The following is a 14,187-nucleotide window of genomic DNA, read 5'->3' on the forward strand; positions in this document are numbered from 1 at the left end:
TGCACACCTACAATCACCACCGCGGACACACCGCGCTGAAAGGCAAACCACCCGCCAGCCGCGTCCCCAACCTCACAGGGCAGTACACCTAGGGCTGTCGAAAGCGGCGTCGTCCGCCCGAAGGGCGGGCCCCCGGCGTCTGGTCGGTGCATCGCAAGGCGGAGAGTCGTCCTCGTACGGGGCGTACGTGGACGATCACAACGTGGCGAGGCGCCGTGCCAGGCGTCGCGGGCCGGACGGGACTTTCGACACACGCCCTGGACGCCACCATCGCCCACCAGGGGATCACGCGCCAGGCAGGCTCGCCCGGCAGGGGAAGAGCTGAGCGTCGCCGGCGTGAAGGCCCACGGCGAACGACCGCCTTCGTCCCCAGCCGGCACACGCTCGTGATCCGCCGGACCGGACCCGGACATGGGGTGAGCGCGAGGGAGTGCCATGCGTCCGACGATCGGCCCCGTGGGAGGACCCCTCTTGGGGCACCCCGTGCTGGTACTGGCTGCGTGGAGTCGTTGCCCTGATCTCCGCCAGGACGATTCCGGTCGCCGGGTCGCGGTGCACGCGGGACGTACAGGCCCCAGTCGGCGTCACCGACCGTGAGCCGGCCTCAGGCCCACGGGGCGTCGGTGGTCTCCAGCACGCGACCGACGAGCGGGCCACCCAGGAGTCGGAACGTCGCAGCAGTACCTCCATCCGGCGGGGCTCTCCCGCCTCACCCCTTGATGGGCCCGGCGCCCGAAGGCCAGCGCCGGGGCGCCGGCGGCTTCCGGCTCCGCCGCCGGGCGGACGGCAGCGCGGGGCCGTGGCGCAAGGTGCAACACGGGCTTCCTATCAGGGGCGTTACCGCAGTTCAGGAATGCGATGGGCCGTCTCGATCAACCTGCCGTCGGCTCCGCTCTCATCAACGCGACCCGTGTCGCGTGGAGGTGATCCCAGTTCATGACCAGGCGGAAACGCTGATGCGTGTCCAGTCGTTCCACGTCGGCCGGCTCCTGGCCTCGATACACCAGGGCGTCACCGGCCTGAACGAGTTCCGAAACGGCGATACGGGCATCGTCCGCGACCCGGCCGGTGGCAGCCGCCAGGCGGTCCAGGGATGTGAGCACCTCCTGCGGCTCGCCCAGATCATCGACCAGATGTGTGATGAACCCGTCGACGAGCGGGCCGGTGCGCAACGTCCACCGGATTTGGTCAAGCCGATGGGTGAGGTCGGCCCCCAGAGGCAGCAGGTCGCCAGGCAACGGCAGTGCGACGGGCATCGACCATCGGGTGCCGGTCGGCGTCTTCTCGCGGCGAGCCAGACCCCACGTCAGGTAGAGCTCGGACAAGTCCCGCACTGTCGTGGGCACCGGAAAGCCGGCCGCCGTGAGCAGCGCGCCGAAGTCCTCCCAGCGGCTCGCCTCGTATGCCTCGCGCCCCTCCGGCGCCTCGGTGTAGTCCCATTCCTCGTCAGGCCACGAGAACGAGAGCGCACCGTCGAGGCTGCCGCCGATCATGTCCCAGTCGCCCCCGAAGATCTCCTGGAGGAGGTCGTCGAGGGAACCGGTGAAACCAGACTGGCTCGCGGTCCCGATCAACATCGTCAGGGGGAAGCCCTGGCGGGGCAACACGTGCTCCCAGCCCGCAGCCCACCAGTCGTTATGCATCGCCATGTCCCAGCGCGGCCCTGGTACGGACAGATCATCGATCATCCGGTCAACTCCTCCTGGAAGAAAGACAGCCCAACGCTCGCAGCATACGCACTGTGCTCAACGCCTAACGCACAGTCGAGGAGCTGGCGGCATGAAGCTCCCTGGCCTCGATCCGTTGATGGTCCGCCGTCGTGAGGTCCGCCCCCGCCGGCACCAGGAGTCGGTCGTCTCGTCGATCGCGACCGGTCGGCACCCCCGCTCGAACAGCACCTTCAACGGCTCGGGCCCCAGCCGCCGACGGGCCGGGCCGATCGCCGCCGTGGTCGGCACGCGCCACGGCTTCTCCCACCGTCGCACCCGTTCCAGACCGTGAGTCAGCAGCCTCGCGACCTCCTCACAGCAGCTTTTCCGTGAACTTGATCAAAAATTGGCTCAGTCCCTACTCTGTGACACATGGGCACAGGGGGACCTCTGATAGATGGACGCTTCCGGTTGATCGAGCAGCTGGGAAGTGGCGGAATGGGCACGGTGTGGCGGGCGAGCGACACCGTGCTGCACCGGGAAGTCGCACTCAAGGCCGTGCGGTCGGACACAGAGGCGTCGGATGTCTCGCGCGAACGTGTTCTGCGCGAGGCACGGGCGCTGGCCCGGCTCAACCACCCCAACGTCGTGACCATCCACCACATCGTGGATGCGGATCCGCACCCATGGCTGGTGATGGAGCTGGTTTCCGGCCACTCCCTCCAGGAACGGCTCTCGGCGGGCCCGATGACGTGCGGGGAGGCGGCCCGCATGGGCCGGCAGGTGTTGTCCGCGCTCAAGGCCGCCCATAGGGCAGGCATACACCACCGGGACGTCAAACCCGCCAATGTTCTGCTGCGCCTCGACGGAACCGCCGTGCTCACCGACTTCGGAATCGCAGGGCTGCGGGGCTCTACCTCGCTGACAGCAACGCACGAACTTGTCGGCTCACCCGAGTACATCGCTCCTGAGCGCATTCGCGGCCACGACGACGATCCCGCGTCCGACCTGTGGTCGCTCGGCCTGGTGCTGTACGTGAGCATGGAGGGTGTCAGCCCGATGCGGCGTGCTACGACGCTTGCCACGCTCGCCGCAGTGCTCGACGAGCCAGTGCCGCCGCCGGTGCGCTCCGGCCCACTTGCCCCCGTACTCCAAGCACTGTTGGTACGCGACCCGGCGGCCCGTCCGAACGCGGAACAACTGGACGCCATGCTGGCGCAGGTGGAGGCCATCTCGGCGCCCCACGAGGCACAGCCGACGGTCACCGCTTCGGTGCCACCGTCTGTTTCCCTCGGGCATCCACCCACTCAACTCGACAGCCCCAGGCTGCCCGCCCCCGTGTCGGAGCGACAACGGAACCGGAAGCCGGTCGTCATCGCCGTGACCGCTGCGGTGTTGGTGGCCGCAGCGTCGACCGCACTGGTGCTCCTGCCTCGTGGTCCGGAAGACGGCGAGGCGAGCAGGAAAGTGGGCACTTCACCGAGCACGACGTCCTCCCGATCTCCGGCCACCGCACCGAGCCGCCCGCCCGGGCAGACTCCCACCGCAACGACGGACCCGACGGCAGATGCGACAGCGGGGACAACGGCGGACCCGACCGTTGATGCGTCGCAATCGGCCGCCCCGGCCGAACAACCTCCCCTGCCCAGCGGCCGCTGGATCGCCCAGCTCCACTCCGAGCCCGTCAGCGCGGGCGTCGCGGTGCGTGATCAACGGCTCGCCGCGGTTCGGCGGTCGGTGCCCGAAGCGGAGGTTCTCCGCAGCGACGACTATGCGTCGTTGCGCCCGGGCTACTGGGTGCTCTATGCCCCAGGCCCTTTCACCGACGGGCGCTCCGCACTCGCCTTCTGCGCCGAGCGCGGCAGAACCACGGCCAACGCGTGCATCGGCCGCTACCTGAGCGCCAATTCGGCCGACGACGCCCTCCAGTGCCGTCCTCCCGCCAGCCGGCCGACCGGCCGCTGCTCCCGTTCCTAGTGCGGCAGCAGGCAGCGTTTGCCCGTCGAGGAGCGCGTCCGGCGCGTGCTCTCGGTGTGCCGGCCGGAAGCCCTCGTACTGGACGTACTCGGGTTTTCGGCCGGTGCGGCGAGAGGGCGTGTGCCGGGCGTCGCGACGGGGCGAACGCTGCCTGCTGCGGCACTGGTGCCGCAGCAGGCAGCGTTTACGGGGGCTTCGACCTCACGGCTGCGCTTGCTTCGGCAAGGTGAGGATTTCGGCTCCGTCGTTGGTGATGGCGATCGTGTGCTCACTGTGTGCTGTCCGGCAGCCCGTCGCACTTCGGAGCGTCCACCCGTCGGCATCAGTGACGAGTTCAGCGGTGTCCGCCATGACCCACGGCTCCAGTGCCAGCAGCAGCCCAGGGCGCAGTTTGTATCCACGGCCGGGCCGTCCGGTGTTCGAAACGTGCGGGTCCTGGTGCATCGTTGATCCGATGCCATGACCTCCGAACTCTGTGTTGATCGCGTACCCCGCCTCGCTGAGGACCGTGCCGATGGCATGGGAGATGTCCCCGATGCGAGCCCCGGGCCCGGCGGCGGCGATCCCTGCGGCCAGCGCGCGCTCGGTCGCCCTTACCATCGCGACGCTCTCCGGGGGCTTTGCGTCGCCCACGATGAAACTGATGGCAGCGTCTGCAGCGACTCCGCCTTTGGAGACGGCGAGGTCGAGCGTCAGCAGATCGCCGTCGGCAAGCGTGTAGTCGTACGGCCTTCCGTGAAGCACGGCGTCGTTGACGGCCGTGCAGATGTAGTGGCCGAACGGGCCGCGTCCGAAGGATGGCGCGTAGTCGACGTAACAGGACAGCGCTCCCGCCTCGACGATCATGGTCTCGGCCCACCGATCGATGTCCAGAAGGTTCGTGCCGATCGCGCTGCGGCTCTTCAGCGTCTGCAGGATGTCAGCGACCAGGGCGCCTGTGTCTTTTGCCCGGGCCAACAGGGTGGGGTTCAGGATCTCGATCATGCGACGCCCTTCTCACGCAACCAATAACTATACCGGCATTACTATACCGGTATGGGAATGTCCCTCACTCCCGCAGGGGTCGAACGCGGACAGCGCCTCGGCGCCCTCCTGCGTCGGACCAGGGGAGAGCGCTCGATGCACGCCACCCCGTACTTCCCCGCGCGGCACTGTGGCGTGGAACGGTCGAAGCTGCGTGGTCGAGGGCGAGCTGCGTCGTCAGGTCGGCAGCGGCCCGGCGGACCACCTCGGAGTCCGGTGGGCCGGGAGCGGCACCGAGGTGCTCATGCGGTCGCGCCCAGGAACGGGCCGTACCTCGCAGCCTGGAGGCCGGGTCCGACATCACCGGACCGGCAGAACCTTGTCCAAAGGCTTGCGTGCCAGTGCCGGCTGATGGTCACGGTGGAGGCCACCAGGCACACTGTGGGCGGCTTCCTACGCCCGTCCTGGACGGCCAGGACGTCGCCGAGGTCCTGGCGCAGCTCGAGGCCGCCGGTGTCGAACAGGGCGTCACCGCGTACGTCGCCACCGTGTAGACGCGGCGCCCACCCCGATGGCGTCCACTCAGTGGCGCCATCCGCCTTCGGTCGGTGGCGTCCACTCGCCCGCCATCAGCGCGGCCTCCTGGCCACCGCGTGCCGCATTTGTTGGCGTCTGCCCCGACCCAACGGCCTCGGGCCTGGGCAGACGACAACGCCGGGTGCCATGGGGCACCCGGCGTGATGTCGAGGACGAGGAAAGCGAAAGGACTAATTTCGGAGAGTGATGTGAGAAGGAAGTCCCTTCATGGCCTCGCCGGGGTCAACGTTAACAGTCAGCCAGGGATCAAGTCGCGCAGATTTCCCGGCGTGATGATCCGTGAGTCCGGGTGCAGTCCGTCCGGACGTTCCAGCCCGATGTACGTGACCGGGCCCTGCGGCACCGCCGTGCCGTCCCACAGTGTGGTGGTCGTGGCGCGGTCGGCCATCAGGGCCGTGAGGTAGCGGACGGTGAGCTGCTCGCGCTCGACGATGGCGCGCAGCAGCGCCGCAACCGATACGCGGTTCCCCTCGACGCGGTTGGAGTTGGGGTTGCCCTTGAGGTACAGGTGCAGCCACTTGGCGTGCCAACTGCCGTCGTCCCCGCGTACGAATGCCAGGGGCAGCGCGACGCGGCCCGGGCCGCGCAGCTCGGACTTCATGCGGACCGTACGCGGCTCGAAGGGGCGGCCTCGCTGGTCGGCGTCGCGCAGCATGAAGCCGAAGAACGACTCCTCGGTCTCCTCGAAGCCCTCGCCCGAGTAGATGTTGACCTGCGGGACGATGAAGGTGCCGCGTGCGGCGCCCAGGCGGAGGTTGATGAACTCCGAGGCTCCGTCCGGGGCGTCGGTGATGTCGCCGGAGTGCTCGCCCTCGAGCTGGGTGAGGGCGGTGTACGACAGCCACGCGATGGTCTGGAATTCGGCGTCCAGCATCAGTGCCGACAGGTCGTAGTCGGTGGAGCGGCTCGTCTGCTTCCAGTACACGAAGAACCGCAGCAGTTCGCCGTCGACCGGAGACAGAGAGCCGCGGGGCAGCACGCCCAGGCCGGCTGCCGTCGCCCTGCCGCTCAGCGGGAGCGCGACGTCCAGGACGTCCGGGTCGATCAGCAGGTGTCCCGGGGCCGGCAGGCGGCGGCTCAGCTCGGCATCCAAGGCGGCGAGCATGCGGTCGCGTTCGGCTGCGGGCATCGGGGCGCGGGTGTCGTCGGTGACCCAGGCGCGTCCGAGCCGGTTGACGAACACCCGGCGCCCACCGCCGTCCTGGTGCTTCTCGGTGCGGTTGTAGAGGTGCTCGCGCACTGACAGCAGGACCCGGGCGGCCACCTGCGGAGCCACCTGTTCGGCGGCCGCGACCACCGCCTCGCGTTCCTCCTGGGTCGTGCCGGCGCGCAGGAGCCGGTCCAGCGAGCGGAACAGTTTGCCCGGCGCGGCCGTGAGCAGCCGTACGGCTCCGGTGACGTCGCCCGCGCCGAGCAGTTCCTCGACCCGGCTGTCGAAGGATCGGGCCTCCCGTTCACCCCGGGCAACGGCGAACACGTCGGCGGCGTGCGGCCAGCGCGCCTGGTATTCGTGCGCGTGCAGGCGCTCGCCGAGCCGCTTGAACGCCTCGCTGTGCGCCGCCACGTCGGCCAGCTTGGCCGGGGAAGCCGCGACGACGGCGTCGAGACCCGCCAGCAGGGCGCGGCGGACCCGGCGCGAGGGCGACCGGAACCGGGTCGGCTCGGTGAGCGTCACATCGCCGTTTGACAGCGCGCACGCGAGACGCAGCACATCGGTCACGGTGTCGACGAGGAGGTCCGCCCCGGCCTCGAGCCGGGCGCGGTTGACGACGGCGCGGTTCTCCCGCACCGGAATCGCCTCGGGCTGCGGGCCGTCCACGCAGTGCCCCGCAAGCGCCGCCAGGTCGAGCAGGACCTCGTCGCCCAGCGGCGTCGTGCTCCCAGCCAGGCCCAGGTACAGCGCGCTGATCTCGTCGTCCAGTGCACCGCCCAGGTGCAGGACCGTCACGCGGTCGCCCGCCGCGGCTATCAGCTCGTCATGCACAGCGAGCATCGCCGCGTACGTGTGCTGGTACGTCCCGTACGAGGGCAGGGTCAGCAGGTCTACCACGCCGCTGCGGAGCTGGTCGACCGTGCCCTCGCGCGAGGCATCGTCGGCGAGCGCCTGGGCGACGCACTGGTGCCAGAAGCCGTACGTGTCCGGCACATTGGCCGGAAAGTCGATGAAGTACGCGTTGTGCTGAACGTGGTCCCCGACCATCGCCCGGACGGTCTCCAGCGTTCGTACAGCAGTGTCGATGACCGTCCCCTCGGACAGCCCCGACAGGTGCTTCAGCAGGTCAGCCGCGAGCTTGAACCCCACGGACATCAGCGCCGCGTCGAACTGTCGTGCCACGACATCCCCTTGGCCGCTCGGACCGGCGATGGAGGGAAGGCGGTGGGTGTGCCGAATGATCAGAGGCTCGAAACGGTGGACCATCCGGGCATGATCCCAGACCCATACGAACCGACGCACTCGGGTTTTCGAACACCTGTCGCGGCCTCGCCCCGCCATCCTGCGAAGCGACGGGCCGCTGGAGGGGGCCGACGGAGGGAGGGTCCGGGCCCGGACCCCAGGGACTTCGGGAGAAGCCTCATCCGGCCCGGGGCGGCGGTCCCGCAACCTGCTTCGCCAGGCGTATCAGCCCGCCCAGGCGGTCTTCGAGGGTGCCCGGGTCACGCAGCCCGGCGAACACTACGGTCAGGATCCGGTCCTGCAGCTGCCAGCCCTCCAGATCCAGTTCGAGGGTCTGCGCACGGACCTCTTCGGTCACCAGTGTGCGGGCGCGGGTCGTTTCACGGGAGGCGATCGGCAACGGCGATCGAACAGGTCGCGCCCCCGCAGCGCCAGGCCCATGGCGGGGCGGCGCGGGACCACCCGCACCGCGGGCAGTTCCTTGGCGCGGTGCATGGGCCGCAGGTGCACGACGAGCGAGTAATGGACCTCGTCTCCCATCCCCATCCCTTCGCGACAGACCACCCATGCGTCGACGCCGCCGATGCGCCGGCGGGCCAGCATCCATGCCTTCGAACCGCCTGCGCCACGCATGCTCCGGCGCACCGCGTCCTGGCCCGCCCGCAGCCCCGGGGGCTCCCTTACCATCGGACGGAAGCTGCCAGGGGCGACGAGGACAGGTGAGCGGGTTGGGGCATATTCCCGACTGGTTTTGGCAAGTCCTGGATGCGACAAGACCACGCCTGTCCGCGCTTGAAGCGCGGTTGGAGTCGCAGTCGAGAGAGAATCTCGAGGCTTTCGCGCTGGCCTACCTGGATGCTGCGGACTCACTGATCGACTTCTCGGAAGGCGTGAACGTCGACGGAGAAGTCTGGTCCGAGGACAGCACCCAGGATCTGTGCATGTGGGTGGTGGGCCAGGGCCGTGGGTTCTGGTCCTCGGTTGTCACGGGCGAGTGGGAACTGGCAGAAGCGGCGCAAGCGTACCTGGGACGCCCCTCGCCGCTCAGCAAGGAAGTGGCCCAGTGGGACCAAGAGGTCTCGGCCCCGGAGCACCGGGGCTATCAGTCCCCGGACACCCTCGCGTACGGCGTCTATCGAGCCCGGTTTGCGCAGGACCTGCACGAACGGCTCTCGGAGAGATAACCCGCCGCCCCGCAGGGTCGGCAGCGCCGCGGCCGGCAGGCAACCAGCCACATCGAAGGCTATGGACCGCCTGCCTGCCCTGCTGTCGTACTCGGCGGGGGCGCCTCACCTTTCCCGTTCCACCAACTCCTTGAAGTGCTCCAAGTCGTCCCTTACAAGCCGTTCGATCGCGGTCGCCTGGGCGAATCCCTTCGGCCCGCCGAACGCCTCCTTGACGGTGCCCGGGTCGTACTCGATCCGGGCCTGAACCCGGGTGTGCTCCCGGTCGATGGGCAGCAGTGAGAAGGTCCCCGCCAGTTCGGGACCGCTCGTGGTCTGCCACTCCATCGTGTGTTCCTTGCCACGGTCGGTGATCTCGGCGTCGAACTCCTGGACCCGGCCGCCGACGTCCACATCCAGGTGCGTCCGGTGCCCGTCCCCCGAACGAGCCTCGCGCACTCCTTCGACGAACCGCGGATAGGTCTCCGCACGGTGCAGGGCTTCCCATGCCTCAGCGATCGGAATGTCGACGTCGATCTGTTCTTCGAGAGTGCTCATTGGCCACCTCGCAACTCGGTTCACGGCTTACGGGGCCATATCCCCATTGTCGCCTGTTATGTTTTCGCGGTCCTGTAAAAGGGCCGCCGGACTGCGGGCCCGGCATGACTGTGTCCCCTTGCCGAAGGCGTCCACCGGGGAACCGCCCGCGGGGCTGATGCGCTCGAGGAGGCCGCCGCGGCCCTGGCCCCGGTCCGCCGCCCGCCTCTCCGCGTGCGCATCGGTACACCCCTGCGGCTCCCGGCGGGCATCCCGGCCAGAGCCCCCAGGCCCACCCCGCGGTCACCCATGCCCGGACGACCGCAGCACGGGCCGTTGCCGAACCCGCCGCATCCGCCGCCTGAGATCCCGCGCGGGCAGCCCGCTGCCCGCGCGGCGGTGCGGGCTGCCCGCGCGGGGTCTCAGGTCGTCGGCGAACGGCCGGAGGTCCGTCCTGCTCAAACCCACCTGCGCCCGACTGACGGCCGACGCCCCCTGCCCCGGTTGTGTACCCGTACTCCGATCCTCACGCCGCAAACAGGGGGCTGCACCTCGGGCGGACTCACACCCGGCCTACGTCACTCCGCGTGACCCCCGGTGGCACGAAACAGCGGCGCAACCACGCCGGTGACAGCACGGCGTCAGCCGAACCGGAGGCGGTGAGGGCGAGTTGGGCTGCCGGCCCCAGGCATCCGACCCAGAGGTCGGGAGTGACCACGGACGGGTCGTGCGATGTCCACATGGTGTCGCCGTCCCGGGTGAGGCGCAGCAATCGGAGGTCATGGGTGAGGCGCCTGATCCAGTCGGCGGGCGCCCAGCCGATCCGCCGTCGACCGCGCGCCAGGCGACACGAACACGTGCCGCCCGTCGCTCGGCCAGATCGCGGCCCCGGGAGTCGCCGAGAAGTTCCGGGAACTCCACGGCCAACTCCCGACCACGGCAACGCCGAAGACGCCTGCGTCCAGTCACGTGCGCGAGCCCGCGACGCGTGGTGTCGCCGTTGAGACATGTCGCAACAGCGACACCGGAATGCCGTGACAGCCCTTCCGGCTCTGCCGGATTCTTTCGGACAGCGTGTGTCCAGTCGTGCCGAAAGAAGGGTTGGAAAAATGAGACGTGCCCGCCTCTTGGCGGCAGCACCAACCGCTTTGTTGCTGATCGTGGGTGCCGTGGCGCCGGTCTCCGCCGATTCGCCGGCGCCGGGCGGGCATGTCCGCTCGGCGCCGGGGAAGCCGGGAGCCACGGTGCGGCTGATCACGGGTGACCGGGTGACCGTCAGTGCCGGTCCCGACGGCAAGCAGGTCGCCTCCGTTCAGCCGGGCCCCGGCCGCGCGAACATCATCTTCCGGACCACGGAGGAGAACGGCGCCCTGTCCGTCCTGCCGTCCGACGCCATCGCCCCGCTCTTCTCGGGAAAGCTCGACCGGCGGCTCTTCGACGTGACCGGGCTCCTCGCGCAGGGCTACGACGAGGCGCACACCGACGCCCTCCCGCTGATCGTTTCCCGGCCGCACGGCGAACCGGTCTCCGCCCTCGACTCCCTGTCCGCGCTGAACGACGACTCGGCCCCCACGCGTCGGCTGGACAGCATCAACGCACGTTCGCTGCACATCGGCGACAAGGATCTCGGCCGCTTCTGGAAGCAACTCGCCCACGGCTCGGGCAAGTCGCCCTCCGCCCTCGACGCCACCGACGCCGCCGTATGGCTGGACGGGCGGGTGAGCCCGACGCTCGACCGGAGCACGGCGCAGATCAACACGCCCGCCGCGTGGGACGCCGGCTACCAGGGCCAGGGGGTCAAGGTCGCCGTCCTCGACACCGGCGCGGACCTCGACCACCCGGATCTGGCCGGTCGGGCCACGGCCACGAAGGACTTCTCCGGCAGCGCCGGGACCAATGACGCCTTCGGGCACGGCACCCATGTCGCGTCCGCGGTCGGCGGCACCGGAGCGGCCTCCGACGGCAGGCGCAAGGGCGTCGCGCCCCGGTCGGAGCTGATGATCGGCAAGGTCCTCGGGGACGACGGCTACGGCAGCGAGTCCGCCGTGATCGACGGCATGGAATGGGCGGCGGCCGCCGGTGCCCGGGTCGTCAACATGAGCCTGGGCTCGGACGCGCCCAGCGACGGCACCGACCCGATGAGCCTCGCGGTGAACGGGCTGACGAAGAGCAGCGGCGCCCTGTTCGTGGTGGCCGCCGGGAACAACGGCGAGCAGGGGAACCAGACCATCGGTTCGCCCGGGGCGGCCGACGCGGCGCTCACCGTGGGTGCCGTCGACCGCGACGATTCGCTGGCCCCCTTCTCCAGCCGCGGACCGCGCCCGACCGACAGAGTGGCCAAGCCCGACGTCACCGCGCCCGGTGTCGGCATCGTGGCCGCCCGGGCCGCGGGGACCAGCATGGGCGACCCGGCGGACGCCGACTACATCGCGTCCTCCGGAACATCCATGGCCACCCCCCATGTCGCCGGGGCCGCGGCGCTGCTCGCCCAGCAGCATCCGGACTGGGACGCCGTGCGCATCAAGGACGCGCTCGTGAGCACCGCCCACCGGGTGACCGGCCAACAGGTGACCGAGCAGGGCGGCGGTCGCGTCGACCTGGCTGCCGCGGCCTTCGGCCCGGTCACCGCGACCGGTGCCGTGGCGCTCGGCTCCTTCGTGACGGGCGGCACCGCCGAGCGGTCCGGGAACACCACCGTCCGGTACGCCAACACCTCCGACTCCGAGCTCACCCTCGGCCTGAAGCTCCGGCTCGCCACCACCGGCGGACGCGAGATCGCCAAGGGCGCGGTACGGCTCGGCGCCGACTCGGTCCGTATCGCCCCCTCCGCCACGGCCGAGGTGTCCTTGCAGGTCGATCCCTCGCTCCTCGATCGGGGCGACTACTACGGGTACGTGAACGCCTCCACCGCCGACGGAAGGACGAGCGTCCACACCACGGTGAGCCTTTCGGTCCACGGTCCCAAGCACCGGATCACCGTGAACGTCATCGATCGCGAGGGCAAGCCCGTCGACGACCTGCCGATGATCTGGGGTGCCGACGGGTTCGAGGGCTACCTCAGTACCAGTCCGGCCGTCGCCGAGGTCGAGGAGGGCACCTACCAGCTCAGCCACTCCTCGCTGGACGACGCCGCGGACGGCCAGGAGCTGCGCGAGGTCGTCCTGCCCGAGGTGAAGGTCACCAAGGACATGTCCGTCACTCTGGACGCGCGCAAGACCACCGAGGTCGAGATCCGCACGCCCCGGCCCGCCGAACAGCGCGGCATCATCAGCTATCAGACGTACCGTCAGCTCGACGGGCACAGTCTGACCCAGGGCACGATGTACTTCGACGTGGCCAAGCGGGTCTACGTCAGCCCCACGGCGAAGGTCACCGAGGGACGTTTCGAGTTCGCCTCCCGCTGGCAGCTCGTCGCCCCGCTGCTGGAGGCAAAAGTCCTCGGGTCACCTCTCGCCGTCAGCCCGTACTACACGCACAACTCCCCGTTGTTCAGCCCGAAGGGCACCCGTCTGACCGCGGTCGACGCGGGAACCCACGCCGCCCCCGATCTGCGCCGCGTCCGCGGCAAACTCGCGGTCGTCAGGAGCGACGGCACCGACGCGGCGGAACTCGCCCGGGCGGCGGCCGACGCCGGCGCCGGCGGTCTCATGCTCGTCCATCCCGCCGACAGCTACCCGTGGAGCCGTTGGACCCCGGACGGCGAGCGCCTCCCCCTGCCCACCATGGGGGTGAGCGCGGCCGAGGGCGGCGCCCTGCTGGAACGCGTCGAGCGGCGCAGGACCGCGGTGGCGTTCTCCGGCACCGCCAGGAGCCCCTACCTGTACGACGTGATGCAGGTGTCCACGGACCGCGTCCCCGAACGCGTCGTGCACACCGTCTCGGACCGCAACAGCGCCGTCGTCGAATCCACGTACACCGAGAGCGGCGGCATTCCCTGGGCCAGCGAACAGCGCTTCGGCAGCCGCCCCTACCAGAACTTCTTCTGGAACCAGTACAGCCGGTACGTGCCCACCGGGGCGCGGCGCACCGAGTACGTCAGCGCCGGCGACACCCAGTGGCTGCACGTGGTGAATCACGGGCTCGTCTTCTACGTCGACACGGCGTTGACGGTCGGGATGCGCGACTTCCTGCGGACCTACCGGCCCGGCAGGCAGCCTGCCGAGAACTGGTTCGGGGCCGTGGTGCGGCCGTCCGTCCCGCGCGGGACCACGACACCGTCCGTACGCTCCCGCGACGTTCTCGCGCTCCGCGTGCCCGAGTTCAACGACTCCCATGCGGGGCACTGGTCGCAGGCCCTGACCGACGGTTTCGGCACGGCCGACGAGGGGGCCGAGGGCGACACCGTCTCCGTCGCCCTGTTCCGTGACGGCAAGAAGATCGCCGACGCCACGGACGCCTGGGAGGACTTCGAGGTGGCACCCGGGAAGGCCGACTACCGGCTGGACCTGTCGGCCTCCCGTGTCTCCCCCGAGTGGAAGTTCGGCACGCGGACGCAGACCTCCTGGTCCTTCCGCTCGGACACCACCACTGGCAGGACGGTGCTCCCGCTGCTCCAGCTCGACTACGACGTGCCCATCGACGAACACAACACCGTGACCGCGCGGCGCGGCCACACGATCGGTCTGGCCGTCCGCAACCAGGACGGTCTGCCCGCACCGCGCGGTGTCTCGGTCCGGGTCGCTGTCTCCTACGACGACGGCAGGACCTGGACGAAGGAGGTCAAGGCCCAGGACCGCGGCCGAAACCGTTTCACCGCCGCCGTCGGACGGCCCGGCCGGACCCACGGCGACACGTTCGTGACGCTGCGGGTCACGGCGACCGACGGGGTCGGCAACAGCGTCCGGCAGACCGTGGAACGCGCGTACGTGATCGGCAGGTAGGCCGGGCGCACGCCTCGGGGGACCGA

At 69.9% G+C, this 14,187-nt stretch carries 11 protein-coding genes; 4 read left to right on the top strand and 7 right to left on the bottom strand.

Going from position 1 to position 14,187, the window contains the following annotated elements:
• Positions 1 to 872: 872 nt before the first annotated feature.
• Both ACGF2V_RS24670 and ACGF2V_RS24675 read right to left on the bottom strand, forming a co-directional pair.
• Complete coding sequence (locus ACGF2V_RS24670; protein ID WP_362628689.1) at positions 873 to 1,688, bottom strand: DUF6042 family protein; 816 nt, start codon at positions 1,686 to 1,688, stop codon at positions 873 to 875.
• Positions 1,689 to 1,745: 57 nt separating this feature from the next.
• The gene (locus ACGF2V_RS24675) at positions 1,746 to 1,985 is read right to left on the bottom strand and encodes a transposase domain-containing protein (RefSeq protein WP_389047526.1); all 240 of its coding nucleotides are present in this window, start codon (positions 1,983 to 1,985) and stop codon (positions 1,746 to 1,748) included.
• Between the two features lie 96 nt (positions 1,986 to 2,081).
• On the opposite strand from ACGF2V_RS24675, the gene ACGF2V_RS24680 reads away from it, so the two are divergent.
• Positions 2,082 to 3,626 carry a protein kinase gene (locus ACGF2V_RS24680; protein WP_362711000.1) on the top strand — a complete coding sequence of 515 codons (1,545 nt, stop codon included), beginning with the start codon at positions 2,082 to 2,084 and terminating at the stop codon, positions 3,624 to 3,626.
• 201 nt (positions 3,627 to 3,827) lie between these two features.
• Here the strand turns inward: ACGF2V_RS24680 and map are convergent, their stop codons facing one another.
• Complete coding sequence (map, locus tag ACGF2V_RS24685) at positions 3,828 to 4,610, bottom strand: type I methionyl aminopeptidase (protein ID WP_362628694.1); 783 nt, start codon at positions 4,608 to 4,610, stop codon at positions 3,828 to 3,830.
• A 380-nt stretch (positions 4,611 to 4,990) separates the two neighbouring features.
• Here map and ACGF2V_RS24690 point away from each other — a divergent pair, with 380 nt between their 5' ends.
• Positions 4,991 to 5,143 carry a hypothetical protein gene (locus ACGF2V_RS24690; protein ID WP_362628697.1) on the top strand — a complete coding sequence of 51 codons (153 nt, stop codon included), beginning with the start codon at positions 4,991 to 4,993 and terminating at the stop codon, positions 5,141 to 5,143.
• Positions 5,144 to 5,421: 278 nt separating this feature from the next.
• On the opposite strand, the gene ACGF2V_RS24695 is transcribed toward ACGF2V_RS24690, so the two are convergent.
• From ACGF2V_RS24695 to ACGF2V_RS24705, 3 genes are all read right to left on the bottom strand, one after another.
• Positions 5,422 to 7,605, bottom strand: a complete 2,184-nt coding sequence (locus ACGF2V_RS24695) for a hypothetical protein (RefSeq protein WP_362710998.1) — start codon at positions 7,603 to 7,605, stop codon at positions 5,422 to 5,424.
• A 154-nt stretch (positions 7,606 to 7,759) separates the two neighbouring features.
• Complete coding sequence (locus ACGF2V_RS24700) at positions 7,760 to 7,939, bottom strand: hypothetical protein (protein WP_362628703.1); 180 nt, start codon at positions 7,937 to 7,939, stop codon at positions 7,760 to 7,762.
• A complete protein-coding gene (locus ACGF2V_RS24705) occupies positions 7,936 to 8,268 on the bottom strand; it encodes a hypothetical protein (RefSeq protein ID WP_362628706.1) in 333 nt (110 codons plus the stop codon). The genes ACGF2V_RS24700 and ACGF2V_RS24705 overlap by 4 nt, the downstream gene beginning before the upstream one ends.
• A 32-nt stretch (positions 8,269 to 8,300) precedes the next feature.
• Here ACGF2V_RS24705 and ACGF2V_RS24710 point away from each other — a divergent pair, with 32 nt between their 5' ends.
• Positions 8,301 to 8,765 carry a hypothetical protein gene (locus ACGF2V_RS24710; protein WP_362628709.1) on the top strand — a complete coding sequence of 155 codons (465 nt, stop codon included), beginning with the start codon at positions 8,301 to 8,303 and terminating at the stop codon, positions 8,763 to 8,765.
• A gap of 105 nt (positions 8,766 to 8,870) precedes the next feature.
• Here the strand turns inward: ACGF2V_RS24710 and ACGF2V_RS24715 are convergent, their stop codons facing one another.
• Complete coding sequence (locus ACGF2V_RS24715) at positions 8,871 to 9,302, bottom strand: SRPBCC family protein (protein ID WP_362628712.1); 432 nt, start codon at positions 9,300 to 9,302, stop codon at positions 8,871 to 8,873.
• Positions 9,303 to 10,408: 1,106 nt separating this feature from the next.
• On the opposite strand from ACGF2V_RS24715, the gene ACGF2V_RS24720 reads away from it, so the two are divergent.
• Positions 10,409 to 14,161, top strand: a complete 3,753-nt coding sequence (locus ACGF2V_RS24720; RefSeq protein ID WP_362710996.1) for a S8 family serine peptidase — start codon at positions 10,409 to 10,411, stop codon at positions 14,159 to 14,161.
• Positions 14,162 to 14,187: the final 26 nt, after the last annotated feature.

The organism is Streptomyces sp. NPDC047982 (assembly GCF_043204165.1).
GTDB lineage: Bacteria > Actinomycetota > Actinomycetes > Streptomycetales > Streptomycetaceae > Streptomyces.